General features: G+C 73.7%; 18 protein-coding genes. 17 read left to right on the top strand and 1 reads right to left on the bottom strand.

Annotation, left to right across the window (positions count from 1 at the left end):
- Positions 1-103: 103 nt before the first annotated feature.
- Positions 104-298 (bottom strand): 50S ribosomal protein L28, encoded by a 195-nt coding sequence (rpmB, locus tag ABTW95_RS15885; protein WP_030164391.1) that lies wholly within the window; start codon positions 296-298, stop codon positions 104-106.
- Positions 299-478: 180 nt separating this feature from the next.
- Between rpmB and ABTW95_RS15880 the strand changes: the two genes are divergently transcribed.
- The 17 genes from ABTW95_RS15880 (at position 479) to ABTW95_RS15800 (ending at position 20,509) form a co-directional block, all read left to right on the top strand.
- Positions 479-2,062 carry a DAK2 domain-containing protein gene (locus ABTW95_RS15880; protein ID WP_500226631.1) on the top strand — a complete coding sequence of 528 codons (1,584 nt, stop codon included), beginning with the start codon at positions 479-481 and terminating at the stop codon, positions 2,060-2,062.
- A gap of 33 nt (positions 2,063-2,095) precedes the next feature.
- A complete protein-coding gene (gene recG, locus ABTW95_RS15875; protein ID WP_396445881.1) occupies positions 2,096-4,285 on the top strand; it encodes an ATP-dependent DNA helicase RecG in 2,190 nt (729 codons plus the stop codon).
- Positions 4,286-4,465: 180 nt separating this feature from the next.
- Entirely contained in the window at positions 4,466-5,032 is a 567-nt protein-coding gene (gene rsmD, locus ABTW95_RS15870; protein WP_396445882.1) for a 16S rRNA (guanine(966)-N(2))-methyltransferase RsmD, read from the top strand.
- Between the two features lie 30 nt (positions 5,033-5,062).
- Positions 5,063-6,514: a penicillin-binding transpeptidase domain-containing protein gene (locus ABTW95_RS15865; RefSeq protein WP_396445883.1), complete on the top strand. Its 1,452-nt coding sequence runs from the start codon at positions 5,063-5,065 to the stop codon at positions 6,512-6,514.
- Positions 6,515-6,646: 132 nt separating this feature from the next.
- Positions 6,647-7,129 (top strand): pantetheine-phosphate adenylyltransferase, encoded by a 483-nt coding sequence (coaD, locus tag ABTW95_RS15860; protein ID WP_396445884.1) that lies wholly within the window; start codon positions 6,647-6,649, stop codon positions 7,127-7,129.
- Positions 7,130-7,218: 89 nt separating this feature from the next.
- Positions 7,219-7,863 (top strand): YceD family protein, encoded by a 645-nt coding sequence (locus tag ABTW95_RS15855; protein ID WP_396445885.1) that lies wholly within the window; start codon positions 7,219-7,221, stop codon positions 7,861-7,863.
- A 1-nt stretch (position 7,864) separates the two neighbouring features.
- Positions 7,865-8,044 carry a 50S ribosomal protein L32 gene (gene rpmF / locus ABTW95_RS15850; protein ID WP_396445886.1) on the top strand — a complete coding sequence of 60 codons (180 nt, stop codon included), beginning with the start codon at positions 7,865-7,867 and terminating at the stop codon, positions 8,042-8,044.
- A 280-nt stretch (positions 8,045-8,324) separates the two neighbouring features.
- The gene (gene rnc / locus ABTW95_RS15845; RefSeq protein WP_396445888.1) at positions 8,325-9,089 is read left to right on the top strand and encodes a ribonuclease III; all 765 of its coding nucleotides are present in this window, start codon (positions 8,325-8,327) and stop codon (positions 9,087-9,089) included.
- Entirely contained in the window at positions 9,082-9,960 is an 879-nt protein-coding gene (gene mutM / locus ABTW95_RS15840; RefSeq protein ID WP_396445890.1) for a bifunctional DNA-formamidopyrimidine glycosylase/DNA-(apurinic or apyrimidinic site) lyase, read from the top strand. The genes rnc and mutM overlap by 8 nt, the downstream gene beginning before the upstream one ends.
- A 14-nt stretch (positions 9,961-9,974) precedes the next feature.
- Positions 9,975-10,277: an acylphosphatase gene (locus ABTW95_RS15835; protein WP_396445961.1), complete on the top strand. Its 303-nt coding sequence runs from the start codon at positions 9,975-9,977 to the stop codon at positions 10,275-10,277.
- Positions 10,278-10,455: 178 nt separating this feature from the next.
- On the top strand, positions 10,456-10,653 hold the full coding sequence (locus tag ABTW95_RS15830; RefSeq protein WP_021598747.1) for a hypothetical protein: 198 nt from the start codon (positions 10,456-10,458) through the stop codon (positions 10,651-10,653).
- A 798-nt stretch (positions 10,654-11,451) separates the two neighbouring features.
- A complete protein-coding gene (smc, locus tag ABTW95_RS15825) occupies positions 11,452-15,108 on the top strand; it encodes a chromosome segregation protein SMC (protein ID WP_500226630.1) in 3,657 nt (1,218 codons plus the stop codon).
- 333 nt (positions 15,109-15,441) lie between these two features.
- Entirely contained in the window at positions 15,442-15,849 is a 408-nt protein-coding gene (locus tag ABTW95_RS15820) for a globin domain-containing protein (RefSeq protein WP_396445892.1), read from the top strand.
- A 6-nt stretch (positions 15,850-15,855) separates the two neighbouring features.
- On the top strand, positions 15,856-17,001 hold the full coding sequence (locus ABTW95_RS15815; protein WP_396445893.1) for a globin domain-containing protein: 1,146 nt from the start codon (positions 15,856-15,858) through the stop codon (positions 16,999-17,001).
- Positions 17,002-17,006: 5 nt separating this feature from the next.
- The gene (locus ABTW95_RS15810; protein WP_396445894.1) at positions 17,007-17,663 is read left to right on the top strand and encodes a DivIVA domain-containing protein; all 657 of its coding nucleotides are present in this window, start codon (positions 17,007-17,009) and stop codon (positions 17,661-17,663) included.
- A gap of 59 nt (positions 17,664-17,722) precedes the next feature.
- On the top strand, positions 17,723-18,877 hold the full coding sequence (gene ftsY / locus ABTW95_RS15805; RefSeq protein WP_396445895.1) for a signal recognition particle-docking protein FtsY: 1,155 nt from the start codon (positions 17,723-17,725) through the stop codon (positions 18,875-18,877).
- A 300-nt stretch (positions 18,878-19,177) separates the two neighbouring features.
- Positions 19,178-20,509 carry an ammonium transporter gene (locus ABTW95_RS15800; protein ID WP_500226629.1) on the top strand — a complete coding sequence of 444 codons (1,332 nt, stop codon included), beginning with the start codon at positions 19,178-19,180 and terminating at the stop codon, positions 20,507-20,509.
- Position 20,510 lies beyond the last annotated feature (1 nt).

Genomic DNA, 20,510 nt, shown 5'->3' with positions numbered 1-20,510 from the left:
CGCGGGGGAAGGCCCGGACATGCGAAAGCCGGCCCATCGGAGCGAACCGATGAGCCGACTCGGAGTCCAGCGGGGCGTGCCGCTCCGGCGGCGGCCCGGGAGGTCAGACCGTGGGCTTGACGACCTTGCCGGCCTTGATGCAGGACGTGCAGGCGTTGATGCGCTTGGTGCTGCCGTTCACGACGGCGCGGACGCGCTGGATGTTGGGGTTCCAGCGGCGCGGGGTGCGGCGGTGCGAGTGGGAGACGCGCATGCCGAAACCGGGTCCCTTGCCGCAGACGTCGCAGACGGAAGCCACGGGAAACTCCAAGTGGTGTCGATGCTCTGGCCGGAGCGCCGCCCGGTGCCGCCGGCGGGCGGGCCGGGCATCATGGGTGCTCACTGATGGGCGCCCCGGGAAGAGGCGCGCGGACCAGACTAGCCGACAGCCCGCCGGTAGGCGAATCGCCGGCGGCCGGACGAGCAGGGGAGCGGGTCTGTGGGCGAGGTGCTCGACGGCGCGGCGGTGCGGCGCTGGTGCAGGCTGGCGGCGGAGGCGCTCGGCCGCACCCGGGGCGAGATCGACGCGCTCAACGTGTTCCCCGTCCCCGACGGCGACACCGGCACCAACCTGCACCTCACCGTGATCGCGGCGGCGGACGCGCTGGACGAGCTGCCGGACGTCGCGGGCCCCGCCGAGACGTGGCGGGCGCTCGCGCAGGGCGCGCTGCTCGGCGCGCGCGGCAACTCGGGCGTGATCCTCAGCCAGGTGCTCCGCGGCCTCGCCGACGTCCTCGGCCCGCTGGAGGCGCCGCCGGACGGCGCGGCGTTCGCGGGGGCGCTGCGGCACGCGTCCGGGCTGGCCCGGGGCGCCGTCGAGCATCCCGTGGAGGGGACCATCCTGAGCGTGGTCGCCGAGGCCGCCGCGTCGAGCGCGGGATCCGGGCTCGCCGACGCGTGCCGGACCGCCGCCGCGGGCGCCCGGCGGGCGCTGCGCCGCACCACCGGGCAGCTCGACGTGCTCGCCCGCAGCGGCGTCGTCGACGCGGGCGCGGCCGGGCTGTGCGTGGTGCTGGACGCCCTGACCGCCGTGATCACCGACGAGTACCCCGAGCGGTACGAGGTGCCCGCCCGCGCGGCGGGGACGCCCGCGGCCGCGCCGGCGCGCCCGGCGCCGCAGGGGCCCGGCTACGAGGTCATGTACCTGCTGGACGCGCCGGACGGCGCCGTCCACGCGCTGCGGGAGACGCTCGACCGCCTCGGGGACTCGCTCGTCGTGGTGGGCGGCGACGGGCTGTGGAACGTCCACGTCCACGTGGACGACGCCGGCGCCGCGATCGAGGCGGGCATGGCGGCGGGCCGCCCGCACCGGATCCGGGTCGGCTGCCTGCACGCGGCCCCGGAGGGGCCGCACGCGCCGCACATCGGCCGCGCGGTGATCGCGGTGACCGCCGCCGACGGGCTGGCCGCGCTGTTCGAGGAGTGCGGCGCGCGGGTCGTCCGCCGGGAGCCGGGCGCGGCGCCGCCGCTCGCGGTGCTGGCGGAGGCGATCCTCGCCGCGGGCGACGAGGTGGCCGTCCTGCCGAACGAGCCGGGGGTGCTGGCGCTCGCCGAGGCCGCCGCGGAGCGCGCGCGGGAGGGCGGCGCGCGGATCGCGGTCGTGCCGACGAAGGCGTCGGTCCAGGGGATGGCGGCGCTGGCGGTGCACGACCCGCTGCGCCGCTTCGGCGAGGACGTCATCGAGATGACCCGGGCCGCCGGCGCGACGCGCTTCGGCCATCTGGAGATCGCCGCGCAGGAGGCGGTGACGAGCGTCGGGCTGTGCCAGCCGGGCGACGTCCTCGGCCTCATCGAGGGCGATGTCGCGACGATCGGCGCGGACGTCGCGGACGTGGCCCGCCGCGTCCTGGACCGGATGCTCTCCGGCGGCGGCGAACTCGTCACGCTGATCGCCGGCGCGCACGCCCCGCCCGGCCTGGCGGAGGCCCTCGAAGAGCACCTCCGGCGGGAGCACCCCGATGTGGAGGTCGGCGTCTACGACGGCGGGCAGGAGCGGTACCCCCTGCTCATCGGCGTCGAGTGATTCCCGTCGTCCCCATGGGCTAGAAAAGAGTGCGTGGCGAACCTCGACGAGCCGTTGCGCAGGGTTCTCGGCGACAAGACGGCCAAGGCGCTGGAGAAGGGCCTCGGCCTGGGCACGGTGGGCGACCTGCTGCACCACTACCCGCGCCGCTACGCCCACCGCGGCGAGCTGACCCAGCTGAGCGGGCTGCAGGACGGCGAGCACGTCACGGTCATGGCCGAGGTCGTGAAGGTGCAGGGCCGCACCCTGACCCGCAGCCCCGGCTACGTCCTGGAGATCACCGTCACCGACGGGACGGGGCAGCTCAAGCTGAGCTTCTTCGGCCGCAAGGGCTCCTACAAGGCGGAGAAGGAGCTGTCGCCCGGCACCCGCGGGCTGTTCGCCGGGAAGATCAGCACCTACCGGCCGCGCAGCGGGAGCGCCGTCCGGCAGCTGACCCACCCGCAGTACAAGGTCGTCCACGAGCGGAGCGCCGAGCAGGCCGCGCAGGAGTGGGCCGATGAGATCATCCCGATCTACCCGTCCACGAAGACGCTGCCCATCGAGACGATCGGCACGTCCGTCGCGACCGTCCTGTCGCAGCTCGACCTGCCCGCCGACCCGATGCCCGCGGCGATCCTGCGCCGCCGCGGCCTGATCGGCCTGCGCGAGGCGTACGAGGGCATCCACCGCCCGAAGAGCTGGGACGAGCTGGGCCGCGCCCGCAAGCGCCTCAAGTGGGACGAGGCGTTCGTCGTCCAGGCCGCCCTGGCCCAGCGCCGCCTCGCCGCCGCCGCGCTCCCGGCCAAGCCGCGCCCGCCGGTCTTCGGCGGCATCCAGGCGGAGTTCGACGCGCGCCTCCCCTTCGAGCTGACCAAGGGCCAGCGCGAGGTGGGCGAGGAGATCTCCGCGGACCTGTCCGGAGAGCACCCCATGCACCGCCTGCTGCAGGGCGACGTCGGAGCCGGCAAGACGGTCGTCGCGCTGCGGGCCATGCTGCAGGTCGTGGACGGCGGCGGGCAGGCGGCGCTGCTGGCGCCGACCGAGGTGCTCGCGCAGCAGCACTACCGGTCGATCACCGGGATGCTCGGCGACCTCGCGCAGGCGGGGCAGCTCGGCGGCGCCGAGCACGCGACCCGCGTCGCGCTGCTGACCGGGTCGCAGGGGGCCAGGGCGCGCAAGGAGGCGCTGCTGGACGCCGCGTCCGGCGCGGCCGGGATCGTCGTCGGCACCCACGCGCTGCTGCAGGAGAGCGTCCAGTTCGCCGACCTCGGCCTCGTCGTGGTGGACGAGCAGCACCGCTTCGGAGTCGAGCAGCGGGACGCGCTGCGCGAGAAGACCGGCGGCGGGCGCCCCCACGTGCTGGTCATGACGGCGACGCCGATCCCGCGCACGGTCGCGATGACCGTCTTCGGCGACCTGGAGACCTCGGTCCTCGGGCAGCTCCCGGCGGGGCGGTCGGAGATCCAGACCCACGTGGTGCCGCCCGAGAAGCCCGCGTTCTTCGCCCGCATCTGGGAGCGCATCAAGGAGGAGGCCGCGCAGGGCCGGCAGGTCTACATCGTGTGCCCGCGCATCGGCGAGCAGGAGGGCGACGAGGGCGACGCCGTGGCCGTCGAGGAGGGGGAGCGCAGGTCGCCGCTCGGCATCATGGAGGTGCTGCCCAAGCTGGAGGAGCTCCTGTCCGGCCTGCGCATCGGCGTCCTGCACGGCAAGCTCCACCCCGACGAGAAGGACGCGGTGATGCGCCGCTTCACCGAGAAGGAGCTGGACGTCCTGCTCGCCACGACGGTCATCGAGGTCGGCGTGGACGTCCCCAACGCCACCGTCATGGTCATCATGGACGCGGACCGGTTCGGCGTCTCCCAGCTCCACCAGCTGCGCGGACGCGTCGGGCGCGGGTCGCTGCCCGGCCTGTGCCTGCTCGTCACCGAGGCCGAGCCCGGCAGCAAGGCCCGCGAGCGGCTGGACGCCGTCGCGTCCACCACCGACGGGTTCGAGCTGTCGCGCCTCGACCTGGAGCAGCGCCGGGAGGGCGACGTGCTGGGCGCGGCGCAGGCCGGCCGCGCGTCCAGCCTGCGGCTGCTGACCCTGCAGCGCGACGAGGACGTGATCCGCGACGCCCGCGAGGAGGCGACGGCGCTGGTCGAGGACGATCCCGAGCTGGCGGACCACCCCGGCCTGGCGACCGTGCTGGCCTCGCTCCTGGACGACGAGCGCGCCGACTTCCTGGAGAAGGGCTGACCCGCCGACGCGCTATGCCTTGAGCGATTCCAGGGCGTTCCGCACCGTCCGGTCGAGCGCGCGGGGGTCGGCGCCGCTCCGGGAACGGAGGTTGACGCCGCGCTCACCTGACGCGCGCGCGGGGCGCCGGCGGGGCCGACCCGTGCGCGTCGAGCCGGGGAGGGCCCCGATACTTGGAGGGTGAGCAGGGTCATCGCGGGCAGCGCGGGCGGGCGGCGGCTGGCCGTCCCTCCGGGACGGGACACCAGGCCGACCAGCGACCGCGCCAGGGAGGGGCTGTTCTCCACCGTCCTGGCCCTCCTCGGCCCGCTGGACGGGCTGCGCGTCGCCGACCTGTACGCCGGGTCGGGCGCGGTCGGGTTCGAGGCGCTGTCCCGCGGCGCCGCGCACGCGCTGCTGGTCGAGTCGCATCCGCGCGCGATGCGGGTGATCCGGCGGAACGCCGAGGCGCTCGGGCTGCCCGGCGCCGTCCCGTGCCCGGAGAAGGTCGAGCGGCTCGTCCGCAGGAAGCCGGGCGAGCCGTACGACCTGATCTTCGCCGACCCGCCGTACGCGCTGGCGGACGCGTCCGTCACCGGCCTCCTGGAGGCCCTGCGCGACCAGGGCTGGGCCGCGCCCGGCGCCCTGGTCGTCGTGGAGCGGGCGGCGCGCGGGCCCGCGCTGCGGTGGCCGGACGGGTACGAGGCGGAGCGCGACCGCCGCTACGGCGAGGCGATTTTCTGGTACGGACGGGCGGAAGGCCGTTGACACGAGAGGAGATCGGGTAGACGCATGCGCATGAAGCCCGGGATCGACCGCGCGGTGGGACGTACCTGGGTCGTCGCCCTGGTGATGGCCGTGGGGCTGATGGCGAACATCACCTACGTCCAGGGCTTCGAGGCGCAGGACCTGCGCGACGATTCGCTCAACGCGCGCCGGCTGCAGGACCGCTTCAAGGTCGACCGCGGGCCGATCACCGCGGACGGCGAACGGCTCGCCTGGTCGGAGAAGACCGGCGACGACCGCTACCAGCGCCGGTACAAGGACGGCAAGGTGTTCGCGCCGATCACCGGCTACTTCTCGGTGTTCTCCCAGACCGGCATCGAGGACGCCGAGAACCACTTCCTGGACGGCACCGACCCCCGCCTCGCCACCACGAACCTCGTCGACAAGCTCATCGGCAAGCACGTCCCCGGCGGGACGGTCGAGGCGACCGTCGACCCCGAGGCGCAGCGCGTCGCCTACCGGGCGCTGGCGTCCAGCGGCGCCCGCCGCGGGGCGGCGGTGGTCCTGGACGCGGAGACCGGCGCGGTGCTGGTGCTGGCCTCGACGCCGTCCTACGACCCCGGGGACGTGTCGATGCTCGACGGGGAGAAGGCGGAGAAGGCGTTCGAGCGGCTCAACCGCGAGAAGCTCAAGCCGCTGCTCGACAAGGCCACGCGGGAGCTGTTCCCGCCCGGCTCCACGTTCAAGACCATCGTCGCGGCGTCGGCGCTGGAGGCCGGTGCGAGCGCGGACACGAGGGTCAGGGCGGGGCGCACCTACCAGCCGCCGCGGGGAGGGCAGCCGATCAGCAACGACGCGGGCGACATCGGCGGCTCCTGCGACCTCGGCCGGATCCCGCTGATCGAGGCGTACGCCCAGTCGTGCAACACCACGTTCGCGTACATGGGCGCCGAGGAGCCCGGGAACGCCGCCGTCCGCAAGGAGGCCGCCGGGTTCGGGTTCGGCGACCGGATCGAGTACGCCGAGGGACTGCGGAGCGCGCCGAGCTCGTTCCCCACGACGGACCAGCCGGTGCTCAGCGCGCTCGGCTCGATCGGGCAGGGCAGCACGGTCGCGACCCCGCTGCAGATGGCGATGGTCGCCGCGGGCGTCCTCAACGGCGGGGAGGTCATGCGGCCGCACATCGTCGACAAGCTGCGCGCCCCGAGCGGCGTCACCGTGGACACCATCTCGCCGAAGCGCCTGTCGCGTGCGCTGACGTCCGGCCAGGCGAAGCAGATGCGGGACATGATGAAGGCCGTCGTCGACAGGGGCACGGGCAAGTCGCTGCGGGGCACGTCCGTCCTCGGCGGCAAGACCGGCACCGCCGACGTCGAGGGCGCCTCCTACAACGACCGCTGGTTCATCGGGTTCGGGCCGCGGAACGACCCGAAGTACGCGGTCGCGGTGATGACCGAGGCGCCCGGCTACGGCATCGAGTCCGGCCCGATCGCCGCCAGGATCATCGACGCGCTGGGCGACTGAACCGGGGGCCGGGCGGGAACGCATCGGGAATGGACCGGGAGCGGTTTGCCGATCCCGGGTGAAACCGGGCCGAATGGGATTTGGTACGTTCACCGCCGCAGGTCAGAAACCGGGACCGAGGGGGTTCGCGTCGTGCGCCGTGTCGTCTGTCCGGGATCGTTCGACCCCGTGACCAACGGGCATCTCGACATCATCAGCCGCGCCTCCCGTCTGTACGACGAGGTGGTCGTCGCGGTGCTGATCAACAAGAACAAGAAGAGCCTGTTCACCGTGGACGAGCGGGCCGACATGATCACCGAGGTCACCCGGGAGTACGGCAACGTCAAGGTCGACACGTTCTACGGGCTGACCGTCGACTACTGCAAGGAGCAGGACATCCCGGTCATCGTCCGGGGGCTGCGGGCCGTCAGCGACTACGAGTACGAGCTGCAGATGGCCCAGATGAACCACCGGATCGCCGGCGTGGAGACGCTGTTCATGGCGACGAACCCGGAGTACGCGTTCCTGTCGTCCAGCCTCATGAAGGAGGTCGTGAAGTTCGGCGGGGACATCTCCGGCCTCGTGCCCGACATCGTCCACGACCGGCTGGTCGAGCGCCTCCAGCGGCAGGGCTGACCCCCGCCCGGCCGGGGCGCGCGAGTTGGGCCAGTGCTCCGGGGGCGGTACCCTGGGACATCGGCCATCACAGGCGGCCGCCGTTCACCATGCCTCACGAAAGCAGGAATCCGCTGACTCGCCTCGACCCCAACGCCCCTCTCGTGCTCGACACCCGAGCTCTGGGCAGGCAACCCGGGTCGTCGCGGGAGGAGCGCCTGACCGTGCCGGCACCGGAGAATTTCGGCGTCGAGATGGTGGGCGTCCCCGAGGGCGCCGCGATCGGGCTGGACCTCCGGCTCGAAGCGGTCCTGGAGGGGGTGCTCGTCACCGGCACGGCGACGGTCTCCCTCACGGGGGAGTGCTCCCGCTGCCTCGACCCGATCGCCTCGTCCTTCGAGGCGGACTTCCAGGAGCTCTTCGTCTACGACGACACCCGCTCGGGCGGGAACGCCGACGACGACGAGCTCCGCCTCGAGGGCGACCTCATCGACCTCGAACCGGTCCTGCGGGACTCGGTGGTGCTCGCGCTGCCGCTGTCCCCGCTGTGCCGGGACGACTGCCCGGGCCTCTGCCCGGACTGCGGCGCACGGCTCGCGGACGTCGAGCCGGGGCACCGCCACGACGTCGCCGACCCCCGGTGGGCGGCGCTGAAGGACCTCGCCGGCGGCATGGCGCCGGCCTCCCCCGAACGGGGGAACGGGAGCTCCGGCTCCCGTGGATTCGACCGACGAGAAGGAAAGCAGGAGGGCTGACGTGGCCGTCCCCAAGCGGAAGAAGTCGCGCAGCAACACGCGGCACCGGCGCGCGCAGTGGAAGGCCGCGGCGCCGAACCTGGTCGAGTGCCCGACGTGCCGCGACCACAAGCTGCCGCACACCGCGTGCGCGACATGCGGAACCTACGACCGGCGGCAGGTCATCACCCCGTCGGCCTGAGTCTTCTCGCATCCCGGGGGGCGGATCCGCGCACGGCGCGGCCCGCCCCCCGAGGTGCGGGACCGACGTTCCACCCCGACCACCCCGGCGCGACGTCGGCGTGGTGACCGGTGGGAGAGTGCGCCCGGAGCCGTGGTGCACGCCGGGAACAGGCAGACCGGCGCGCACCTCGTCTTCGCGGACATCCTCCTCGCCGCGCGTCCTCGCCGTCCCGGCCTCCCGGCCGCGCGCCGCACCAGCGACCGCGCCATGCGCGGTGCACGGCCTGCGAGGAGGGCCCGTGAGCGCCAGGAAGAGCGCACCCCAGCCGGACCGCGCGGAACTGACCGCCGCGCTCGGCGTCGACGTGGACGGCGAACTGCTGGAACGCGCGCTGACGCACCGGTCGTACGCCTACGAGAACGGCGGCCTGCCCACCAACGAGCGCCTGGAGTTCCTCGGCGACTCGGTGCTGGGCCTCGTCGTCACCGACACCCTGTTCCGGGGCCACCCCGACCTGCCCGAGGGGCAGCTGGCCAAGCTGCGCGCCGCCGTGGTCAACATGCGCGCCCTCGCGGGCGTCGCCCGCGGTCTCGGCGTCGGCGCCCACATCCGGCTCGGCCGCGGGGAGGAGGGCACCGGCGGCCGCGACAAGGCGTCGATACTGGCCGACACCCTGGAGGCGCTGATCGGCGCCGTCTACCTGGACCGCGGCCTGGACGAGGCGTCCGCCCTCGTGCACCGCCTCTTCGACGCGCTGATCACCCGGTCGGCGGGCCTCGGCGCCGGGCTCGACTGGAAGACCTCCCTGCAGGAGCTGACCGCCGTCGAGGAGCTCGGCGTCCCCGAGTACCACGTCGCCGAGAGCGGCCCCGACCACCAGAAGACGTTCCGCGCGTCGGTGCGGGTCGGCGGGAAGACCTACGGGTCGGGTGAGGGGCGCAGCAAGAAGGAGGCCGAGCAGCACGCCGCCGAGGCCGCCTGGAACGAGATCCGGGCGATCGTCGTGCGGCGGGAGGCCGAGGAGCAGGGCGGCGGCGTCCAGGAGGCGCAGACCGGTGCCTGAGCTGCCGGAGGTCGAGGTCGTCCGCCGCGGTCTGGACCGCTGGACCACCGGCCGGACCGTCGCGTCCGCCGAGGTCCTGCACCCCCGCTCGGTGCGCCGCCACGAGGCAGGCCCGGCCGACTTCGCCGCCCGCCTCGCCGGCCGCACGATGCAGGCCCCGCGCCGGCGCGGCAAGTACCTGTGGATACCCCTCGACGACAAGTCCGAGGCGCTGCTCGCGCACCTCGGGATGAGCGGGCAGCTGCTCGTCGGCGAGCCCGGCCGCGAGCGGGAGAAGCACCTGCGGGTCCGGATGGCCTTCGAGGACGGCGGCCTCGACCTGCGCTTCGTCGACCAGCGGACGTTCGGGCACCTGATGCTCGCCGACCTCGTCCCGGACGCGTTCGCCGCCGGTTCGCTCGTCCCCGAGCCGATCGTGCACATCGCCGCCGACCCGCTGGAGGACGCCTTCGACGCGGAGGCGTTCTTCCGCGCGCTGCGCCGCCGCAGGACCGGGATCAAGCGCGCGCTGCTCGACCAGTCGCTGATCAGCGGGGTCGGCAACATCTACGCCGACGAGGCGCTGTGGCGGGCGAGGCTGCACTGGGCGCGCCCCACCGAGACGATGACCCGGGCCGAGGCCGCGCGCCTGCTGGAGGCCGCGCGGGACGTCATGGGCGCCGCACTCGCCGTCGGCGGCACGTCCTTCGACAGCCTGTACGTCAACGTGAACGGCGAGAGCGGCTACTTCGAGCGCTCCCTGGACGTCTACGGCCGCCGCGGCGAGCCGTGCCGGCGCTGCGGGACGGCGATCCGCCGCGACGAGTTCATGAACCGCTCGTCCTACAGCTGCCCGGTGTGCCAGCCGCGCCCCCGGCGCGCCCGCCGCTAGGGTTCCGGAGCGTGATGGACGGCGAAGACGGCGACGAGGAGATCGTGCGGCTCACGGCCTGGGTGCGCGGGCGCGTCCAGGGCGTCGGGTTCCGCTGGTGGGTGCGGTCGCGGGCGCTGGAACTCGGCCTGGCCGGCAGCGCGACGAACCTGAGCGACGGCCGCGTCGAGGTCGTGGCGGAGGGGCCGCGCGGCAAGTGCCTGCGCCTGCTCGGCATGCTCCGCGGCGACGCCGCCGGGCGCCCGGGCAAGGTCACCGGCGTGACCGAGCGGTGGAGCCCGCCGCGCGGCGAGGCCGCCGGTTTTCTGGAGCGCTGACCGGGTAGGGCGTTCCGGTTCGCACCTGCTAAACTAGTAGAGGAAGGTTGTTACCGGCCCGTGATGTGCGTCTTGACCAGGACACTGGCCGGTGCGACTCTAGACGATACGCGCACCGACTTCAGCTGATAATCGTGCGCGATCCCTGCTGGTTACTCAGCGTGGAGGACCCTTAGTCATGGCGAAGGCTCTACTCGGCCACGTCGGCGGTCCCGACCCCCGGATGGTCGCGGAGATGCGGCGCCTGCAGCAGCGCGTACGTGATCTGGAAGCCGAGCTGGTACGGCTTCAGGCGGAGAACGACGCGCTTGCGACGGCGACGGACGACGATGTGATGTCCCTCGCGGTGAAGGACCGCGAACCCGCGCTGACCTGACTTCGGCGCTGTGTGTATCGCTTCGCTCTCGGCGGTCGGGCCCCGCGGGCCCTCCCATCAGCGGGCAAAGCGGCGTTCGCCGGCATCGCGTGACTCGCCCGGCGCCCGCCGCGCGATCAAGTTCCCGGAGGATCACACCGGCCTCCGGACGCGATCGCGGCGCTGAGGTCGCCGCAGAGCGGGGCTCAGAACCCACCAGGCCCAGACGCCGCCGCATGGTGGCGCTGGGCCTCTGACGTGCCCGGCCGCGGGCGCACCGCCGCACAGGCGGCGGGTCTCCGACGCCCACGGCCGAGGCGTTCGCTCCGTCGCGCTCGGCACCGGCGGCGGGCGCGGCGTGCCGGCGTCCGAGCCCCTCGGATCGTTCGGCGGCCAAGTGAACCGAACCGTCGCCGATGGGGCGTCGCAGACAGGTCTTATCCATTGCCGGTCCGGCGCTGAATTGCTGGTCAGAAGCCTGCGGGCATTGGCCGCGGTTCCGGAGACCGTCGCCATTTGCTCGTTCCGCGCAGTTGCGGTGGCGGAGCGTCCGTTGGACGGCGGGAGTGCCGCCGGTTCAAGATGCGGTAAAGGTTTGACCGTTTTCGGGTCGCCCGAATCTGCGCGTTACGTGTTGATCTATGGAATTGCGGCATCTGCCGGACGGGGCGGCGGACGGCGCGCCCCGGCCGGAGGGACCGGGCGGCGGAACGGATCGTCGGCGCAGGTACGCGATAGCCTCTAGCGTTGCCGCCGGGCGCGGAACGGGCGGGCGCCCGGCGCCCGGCGCCGGCGCGGAGCAGGGAGGATGGCGAAGGTTTGTACCTGAAGACCTTGACGTTGCGCGGCTTCAAGTCCTTCGCGTCCTCCACCACGCTCAAGTTCGAGCCGGGGATCACGGCCGTCGTGGGGCCCAACGGGTCGGGCAAGTCCAACGTCGTGGACGCGCTGGCCTGGGTGATGGGGGAGCAGGGCGCCAAGTCGCTGCGCGGCGGCAAGATGGAGGACGTCATCTTCGCCGGGACGGCGAACCGGGCGCCGCTCGGCCGCGCCGAGGTCGTGCTCACCATCGACAACTCCGACGGGGCGCTGCCCATCGACTACACCGAGGTGACGATCAGCCGGCTGATGTTCCGGTCGGGGTCCAGCGAGTACGCGATCAACGGCGACCCGTGCCGGCTGCTGGACATCCAGGAGCTGCTGTCGGACTCCGGCATCGGCCGCGAGATGCACGTCATCATCGGGCAGGGGCAGCTCGACCGCGTCCTGCACGCGGGCCCGGAGGGGCGCCGGGCGGTGATCGAGGAGGCGGCCGGCGTCCTCAAGCACCGCAAGCGCAAGGAGAAGGCCCTCCGCAAGCTGGACGCGATGCAGGGCAACCTCACCCGCGTCCAGGACCTCACCGGCGAGCTGCGCAGGCAGCTGAAGCCGCTCGGCAGGCAGGCCGAGATCGCGCGGCGCGCCGCGGTGATCCAGGCCGACCTGCGCGACGCGCGGCTGCGGCTGCTCGCCGACGACCTCGTCACGCTGCGGACGAAGCTGGAGCAGGAGGCCGCCGACGAGGCCGCGATCCGGGAGCGCCGCGCCGAGACGGAGCGGGCGCTGGCCGAGGCGCAGCGGCGCGAGGCCGTCCTGGAGGCGGAGGAGGCCGAGCAGGCGCCGCGGCTCGCGCGGGTGCAGGACACCTGGTTCCGGCTGTCGGCGCTGAAGGAGCGGCTGAACGGCGTCGCCGAGCTCGCCGCCGAGCGGCACCGCAACGCGGCCGAGGCGCGCGAGGAGGAGCGGCGCGGGCGCGACCCCGAGGACATGGAGCGCGAGGCCGCGGAGATCCGCGAGCAGGAGGAGATGCTCCGCGCCGCGCTGGACGAGGCGCAGGACGGGCTGGCCGACGCCGTCCAGGAGCGGACGGGCGTCGAGGAGGCCCTCGCCGCCGAGGAGCGCCGCCTGCAGGCCGCCGCGCGCGCCGCCGCCGACCGCCGCGAGGAGCTGGCCCGGCTGCGCGGCCGCGTCGAGGCGCTGCGCAGCAAGGCGCAGGCCGGGCGGTCGGAGATCGGCCGGCTCGCCGAGGCCCGCGAGGAGGCCGAGCAGCGCGCCGAGGACGCCCGGGTGGAGTTCGAGGCGTTCGAGGCCGAGGTCGTCGAGGACCCGGCGCTCGCCGCCGAGCATGAGGCCGCGCAGGAGGCGCTCGCCACCGCCAAGGACGCCGCCGAGGCCGCCCGCGCGGCCGTGGACGGCCCGCGGCGGGCGCTGAAGGAGGCGCGGTCCGCCGTCGGGGCGGCGCGGTCCGCCGACCAGGCCGCGCAGAAGAGGGTCGCGGCGCTGCAGGCCCGCATCGAGGCGCTGAACCTGACGCTGTCCAGCGCCGCCGAGGGCGGGGAGGCCCTGCTGTCGGCGGGCGCGGACGGGTCGCTCGACGGGGTGCTCGGCACGGTCGCGTCGCTGCTGAACGTGCGCCCCGGCTACGAGACGGCGGTCGCCGCCGCGCTCGGCAACGCCGCCGAGGCCATCGCCGTCGGCTCCCTGGACACCGCCGAGGCCGCCCTGGCGCTGCTCCGCGCGCGCGACGCCGGGCGCGCCGGGCTGCTCATCGGCGGCGGAGCGGCGGCGCCGGCCGCGCGGGTGCCCGGCGTCGACTACGCGGTCGACGCGGTCAGCGTCCCCGGCGCGGTGCGCCCGGCCGTCGAGCATCTCCTGCGGGACGTGGCCGTGGTGGACGACGTGCCTGCCGCCGCGTCCCTCGTCCGCCGCGAGCCGTCCCTGCGCGCCGTGACCCGCGACGGCGAGCTCGTGGGCGCCCACTGGGCCCAGGGCGGCGCGGCCGGCGGGGGCCAGAGCCTGCTGCAGATGCGCGCGGCGCTCGACCAGGCCGCCGAGGAGCTCGCCGCCGCCGAGACCGCGGCCGCGGCGGCCGCCGGAGACCTCGGCGCGGCGGTGGAGCGCGAGCACTCCGCCCAGGCGGCGCTGGAGGCCGCGGAGGCGGCCGCCGCCGAAGCCCAGTCGGCCGTCAACCGGGCCCAGAGCGACCTGGACCGCGTCAGGGCCCGCGTGCGCGAGTTCGACGCGCGGGCCGCGCAGGAGGCCAAGCGCGCCGCGCGCCTGGAGGCCGACGTCCGGGCGGCGCGGGGCGAGGTGGAGCGGCTCACCAAGGCCCTGGACGCCGCGAACGAGTCGCTGGAGCGCGACACCGAGGCGGCCGAGGAGCTCGCGATGCGGCTCGCCGAGTCGGAGGAGGCCGCCGAGGTCGCCGACGAGGCCGGGCACGACACCGCCGCGCGCGACGAGCTGAACGCCCGCTGCCAGGAGCTGCGGTCCGCCGAGATGGAGGCGCGGCTGTCGGTCCGCACCGCCGAGGAGCGGGTGCAGGCGATCGCCGGCCGCGCCGACGCCCTCGAACGCGGCGCCCGCCGCGAGCGCGAGGAGCGCGCCCGCGCCGCCCGGCGCCGCGCCCGCCGGGAGGAGCAGGCGCGCGTCGCCAAGGCCGTCCACCGCGGCGCCCGCACGGCGCTGGAGCGCATCGAGCACTCCCTCGCCGCCGCCGTCCGCCGCCGCGAGGCCGCCGAGCAGGCCAAGGCCGCCCGCGAGGCCGAGCTGAAGGTCGTCCGCACGCAGGTCCGCGAGCTGTCGGCGACCCTGGAGCGCCTGGTCAACGTCGTGCACGGCAACGAGGTCGCGCGCGCCGAGCAGCGGCTCCGGCTGGAGCAGTACGAGCAGCGCGCCCTGGACGAGTTCGGCCTGGAGGTCGAGTCGCTCGTCGCCGAGTACGGGCCCGACCAGCCCGTCCCGCCCGACCCCGAGAAGGGGGAGGACGCGCAGCCCGCCCCCTACGACCGGGCCGTCCAGGAGAAGCGCGCCAAGGCCGCCGAGCGGCAGCTCAACCAGCTCGGCAAGGTCAACCCGCTCGCCCTGGAGGAGTTCGCCGCGCTGGAGGAGCGCCACGCGTTCCTCACCTCGCAGCTGGAGGACCTCAAGAAGACCCAGCGCGAGCTGCTCGGCCTCGTCAAGGAGGTCGACGACCGCGTCCAGGAGGTGTTCGCCGCCGCCTACGAGGACACCGCCCGCGAGTTCGAGCGGATCTTCGCGCGGCTGTTCCCCGGCGGGGAGGGCGCCCTCTCGCTGACCGAGCCCGGCGACATGCTCACGACCGGCGTCGAGGTCTCCGCCCGCCCGCCCGGCAAGAAGGTCAAGCGGCTGTCGCTGCTGTCCGGCGGCGAGCGGTCCCTGGTCGCCATCGCCTTCCTCGTCGCCGTCTTCAAGGCGCGCCCCTCGCCGTTCTACGTCTTGGACGAGGTCGAGGCCGCGCTGGACGACACCAACACGCAGCGGCTCATCACCGTCTTCGAGGAGCTGCGCGAGTCGTCCCAGCTGATCGTCATCACCCACCAGAAGCGCACCATGGAGGGCGCCGACGCCCTCTACGGCGTCAGCATGCGCGGCGACGGCGTCACCCAGGTCGTCAGCCAGCGGCTGCGCGACTGAACCCGGCCGACGCCGTCCGATTCGAGTGGGTTGCGGATTTCATATGTCCGTAATATCCACTCATTTTTCTTCTTGGAACGTTGTACCGCCCATCCGTCTGCATTTCGGGCAGACGAAAAAAACATGGCGCGTCCAATAACTGATGGATCACGATGCATTTTCGCCGGTGAGGAGTAATGGGCGCGGCCGGACCGCACCGACCGTGACGCCGCGGCTACGCTGGCGGACTTGTGCACCCCGTGGGCATCGGCTACCCATGTGCACCGTGGTTCTCCGGCCTCCCCTCACCCGGGCCTCCCGCCCGGGACGGAGAACCGGAGAGGTCCGATGCCCGTGGACGCCCAGAAACTCAAAGACAATTTCGCGCTGGTGGGCGCGAACGGCGTGGACGTCGCCGAATTCTTCTACGCCGACCTTTTCGCGCGTTCCCCGCAGCTCAGATCGATGTTCCCGGCCGCGATGGCCAAGCAGCACGAGGTGCTGCTCGCCGCGCTCTCCCAGATCGTCTCGTCGGTCGACGATCCGGACTCCCTCGTCCCGTTCCTGCGGGACCTCGGCCGGCGCCACCACGGCTTCGGCGTCGTCCCCGACCACTACGGCCCCGTCGGGGCGAGCCTTCTCGCGACCCTGGCCCACTTCAGCGGCCCCGCGTGGACCGAGGACCTCGAACGCGACTGGACGGCCGCCTACGGCGTCGTCGCGAGAGTCATGACCGAGGCCGCCGCGGAGCCCGTCGCCTGATCCCGCGTGGACGCCCAGCGACTGAAGGACAGCTTCGAGCGGGTCGCCGGCCAGGGCGACGCCGTCCCCCTGTTCTTCTACTCCGACCTGTTCGTGCGCAACCCGCACCTGCGCGACATGTTCCCGGTCGGGATGAGCGGGCAGCGCGACAAGCTGCTGCGCGCCCTCGGCCACATCGTCGCGCGGGTCGACGACCTTCCCGCGCTCGTCCCGTTCCTGCAGCAGCTCGGCCGCGACCACCGCCGGTTCGGGATCGTCGCCGAGCACTACCCGCACGTCGGCGCCAGCCTCATCGCCACCCTCCGGCACTTCGCCGGGGACGGCTGGACCGACGACGTCGAGAGCGACTGGAACGCCGCCTACAGCCTGGTCGCCAAGGTCATGCTGGAGGCCGCCGACGAGAACGCCCTCACCAGCCCCGCCTGGTGGAACGGGCTGGTCGTCGCGGTCGAGCGGCGCCGGTTCGACATCGCCGTCCTGCGCGTCCAGCCGGACCGGCCGCTGCCCTACCTGCCCGGCCAGTCGGTCGCGCTGGAGGTGCCGTCCAGGCTGCGGCACTGGCGGTACTACTCGATGGCGAACGCGCCCCGGCCCGACCACACTGTCGACTTCCACGTCCGCCTGGTGGACGGCGGGCCGGTGAGCCCGGTCCTGGTGCGCGCCACCGAGACCGGCGACCGGATCCGCATGGGCGCGCCCGTCGGCACGCTCACCCTGGACGAGGAGTCGCCGCGCGACGTCCTCCTCGTCGCGGGCAGCACCGGCCTGGCGCCGCTCAAGGCGATCCTGGAGCAGATCGCGCGGAGACCCGTCCCGCCGCGCGTGCATCTGTTCTTCGGCGCCCGCACCCGCGACGGCCTGTACGACCTGGAGCACCTGACCAAGCTGGCCGGCGAGTTCCCCTGGCTCACCGTCGTGCCCGCCGTGTCGGACGAGCCGGGCGGCCACGGCTTCTCGGCGTTCCTCCAGTCGGGCGACGTCGAGTACGGCGGCCTGTCGGACATCGTGGCGCGGCACGGCCCCTGGGACGGCCGCGACGCCTACGTGTGCGGGCCGTCCGCGATGGTCGGGCACACCGTCGAGCAGCTCGCGCGGCTCGGCGTCGCGCGCGACCGCATCCGCCTGGAAACCTTCGCCGACGCACAGAGGTGAGCGCGTTGAACTCCCCGAACCTTCCCGTCGTGTCCACGGGGTCGCGGCTGACCCCGGGCGAGCTCCACTCGGTGGTGTTCGCCCGGGCCGCCCTCGGCCGCCGCGGATACGACGAGGACGAAGTCCGCAACTTCCTGGCGTACGTCGAGCGGGAGCTCGTCCAGATCCTCAACGACAAGGCCGCCCTCGCCAACGAGGTGAACCGGCTGCGCGCCCAGGCGGCCAAGGGGGGCGGCTCCGGCGTGCTGGCTCCCGAGGACGCCCACTTCCAGGCCGTCCGGATCCTGTCGCAGGCCCAGCAGACCGCCGACCTCTACGTCGCGGACGCCGAGCGCTACACCCGCGAGCTGGCCCACGAGGCGCGCCTGCACCGCGAGGCGATCATCTCCGACGCCAAGGGCCGCGCGGAGCACCTGCTGGAGGACGCCCACCGCAAGGCCGCCGCCGTGGCCGACGCCGCCGTCCGCTCCGCCGGGCAGGCCCCCGCCGCGCCCCTCCCGCCCGACGAGCGCCGCGCCATGGAGCGCGAGATCGCCTACCTGCGCACCTACAGCGACGTCTACCGCACCCACCTGCGCTCCTACTTGGAGGCCCTGCTCCGCAACGTCGACGAATGGGAGTCCTCCGAGCGGGCATCGCTGCCCCGGGGAGCGCCGGACTGATCACCCGGACCGGTCACCCGGACCGTCCCCCGGGGTGAGCATGGAAAACTGGGGGCGCTATGGAATATCTGATCGTCATCGCCGCGCTGGCCGCCGTCGCGCTGATCGTCGGCGGCATCACCCTGCTGCGGCCCCGCCGCACCCGCCCGCGCCCGCCGGTTGAGCGTCCGACGGAACGGACCGGCGGCGCGACCGCCGCCGACGAGGCGGAGGCCGGAGCCCCCACGATCGAGCGGGCGCCGCCGGCCGAGGTGCCGGCGCCGCGGCCCACGGTCGAGATCGAGAAGCCGCCGCCGGGCGCGGGCCGGCTGGTCCGGCTGCGGGCGCGGCTCGCGCGCTCCCAGAACACGTTCGGCAAGACCCTCCTCGGCCTGCTGTCGCGCGACACGCTCGACGAGGACGCCTGGGAGGAGATCGAGGACACCCTCATCACCGCGGACATGGGCACCGCCGTGGCCCGGCAGGTCACCGACGACCTGCGGACCCGCGTCCAGGTGCTCGGCACCCGCACCGCGGCGGAGGTCCGGGAGCTGCTCCGGGAGGAGCTGATCAAGCAGATCGGCCCGGACCTGGACCGCTCGCTGCGCACCGAGGCGGCCGGCGACCGCCCGGCGGTGCTCATGGTCGTCGGCGTCAACGGCACCGGCAAGACCACCACCTGCGGCAAGCTCGGCCGCGTCCTCGTCGGCGACGGCAACACGGTGCTGCTCGGCGCCGCCGACACCTTCCGCGCCGCCGCCGCCGACCAGCTGGAGACGTGGGGGGCGCGCGTCGGGGCGCAGGTCGTCCGCAAGGACGAGGGCGCCGACCCGGCGAGCGTCGCGTTCGACGCGGTCCGGCAGGGCATCGAGAGCAAGGTCAACGTGGTGATCATCGACACCGCGGGCCGGCTGCACACCAAGACCGGGCTGATGGACGAGCTGGGCAAGGTCAAGCGCGTCGTGGAGAAGCAGGCCGCGGTGGACGAGGTCCTGCTCGTCCTGGACGCGACGACCGGGCAGAACGGCATGCAGCAGGCGCGCGTGTTCGCCGAGGTCGTCAACGTGACGGGCGTCGTGCTGACCAAGCTCGACGGCACCGCGAAGGGCGGCATCGTCGTCCAGGTGCAGCGGGAGCTGGGCGTCCCGGTCAAGCTGGTCGGGCTGGGGGAGGGGCCGGACGACCTCGCCCCGTTCGAGCCGGAGGCGTTCGTGGACGCGATCCTGGGCGACTGAGAATCCCTGGCGGCGGAGAGTCCGGGCCGCGGAGGGTCCGGGCGGCGGAGGGTCCGGGCGGCGCAGGGTCCGGGCGGCGCAGGGTCCGGGCGGCCGGGGACGCCGGCCGCGCGGGGTTTGCGGGGGCCGGGACCGCCCGCCGATCAGCGAATTACGACATGTGAGGATTTAGAAACACCTGCGAAACACGCCGGTGTCGGTTTTCACACCGTGGAAACGTGGGGGTCCCGCGGGCGAAACCGCCGAGGTCGAGTCTCTGAGCAGTTCGAAGTTCCCTGGCGAGGAGGGGCTCTCAGAGAGATGAAGATCGACAGCGGTAGTACCGCCTGGATGCTGACGAGTACCGCGCTCGTCCTGCTGATGACACCCGGGCTGGCCTTCTTCTACGGCGGCATGAGCCGCGCGAAGAGCGTGCTCAACATGATGATGATGAGCTTCGTCAGCATCGCCGTGGTGGGGATGGCGTGGGTCGTCTACGGCTACTCCCTCACCTTCGGCGACGGCGGCCCGCTCAGCTCGTTCGTCGGCGGCTTCGGCGACTGGGGGCTCGTCGGGCTGGAGAACGCGGCGACGGCCGACGACGGCACGGGCATCCCGCAGCTGGTGTTCGTGGCGTTCCAGGCGACGTTCGCCATCATCACCGTCGCGCTGATCAGCGGCGCCGTCGCCGACCGCGCCAAGTTCGGCGCCTGGGTCGTGTTCGCCCTGGTCTGGGCCACGCTCGTGTACTTCCCGATCGCGCACTGGGTGTGGTGGTCGGACGGCCAGGACGGCGGCAAGGCGGGCTGGCTGTTCGACCTCGGCGCACTCGACTTCGCGGGCGGCACGGTCGTCCACATCAACGCCGGCGTCGCGGCGCTCGCGCTGGCGATCGTCCTCGGCAAGCGCAAGGGCTGGCCGAAGGAGCCGATGCGCCCGCACAACCTGCCGTTCGTGCTGCTCGGCGCCGGGCTGCTGTGGTTCGGGTGGTTCGGGTTCAACGCCGGCTCCGCCCTCGCGGCCGGCGAGACCGCGGCCGTCGCGTTCATCAACACGCTCGCCGCGACCTGCGCCGCCGCGTTCGCCTGGATCGTGGTGGAGAAGCTGCGCGACGGCGCCTCCACCACGCTCGGCATCGCCTCCGGCGTCGTCGCCGGGCTGGTCGCCATCACCCCCGCCTGCGCGTTCATCACCCCGCTCGGCGCCATCGTCCTCGGCCTCGTCGCCGGCGCGGTGTGCGCGTTCGCGGTGGGCCTCAAGTACCGGCTCGGGTACGACGACTCGCTCGACGTGGTCGGCGTCCACATGGTCGGCGGGATCGTCGGCGCGCTGCTGATCGGCCTCCTGGCCACCACCGCGGTCAACGACGGCGGCGCGGACGGGCTGTTCGCCGGCGGCGGGCTCGGGCTGCTCGGCAAGCAGGCCGTCGCCGTCCTGGCGACCCTCGCCTACTCGTTCGTCGTGACCTTCCTGATCGCGAAGGTCATCGACCTGACGATGGGCTTCCGGATCAGCGAGGACGACGAGGCCGCCGGCATCGACAGCACGGCGCACGCGGAGACCGCCTACGACTTCGGCACCATCCGCGCGGGCATCGGCTCCGGGGCGACCGCGGCGGCGCCCGCCGCCCCCGCGAAGAAGGTTGAGGCGTGAG

Origin of the sequence: Spirillospora sp. NPDC127506 (assembly GCF_040302145.1) — a bacterium.
Classification (GTDB): Bacteria; Actinomycetota; Actinomycetes; order Streptosporangiales; family Streptosporangiaceae; genus Spirillospora.
The sequence above is the reverse complement of the archived record's forward strand: the minus strand, read 5'-3'. Positions and strand labels throughout refer to the sequence as shown.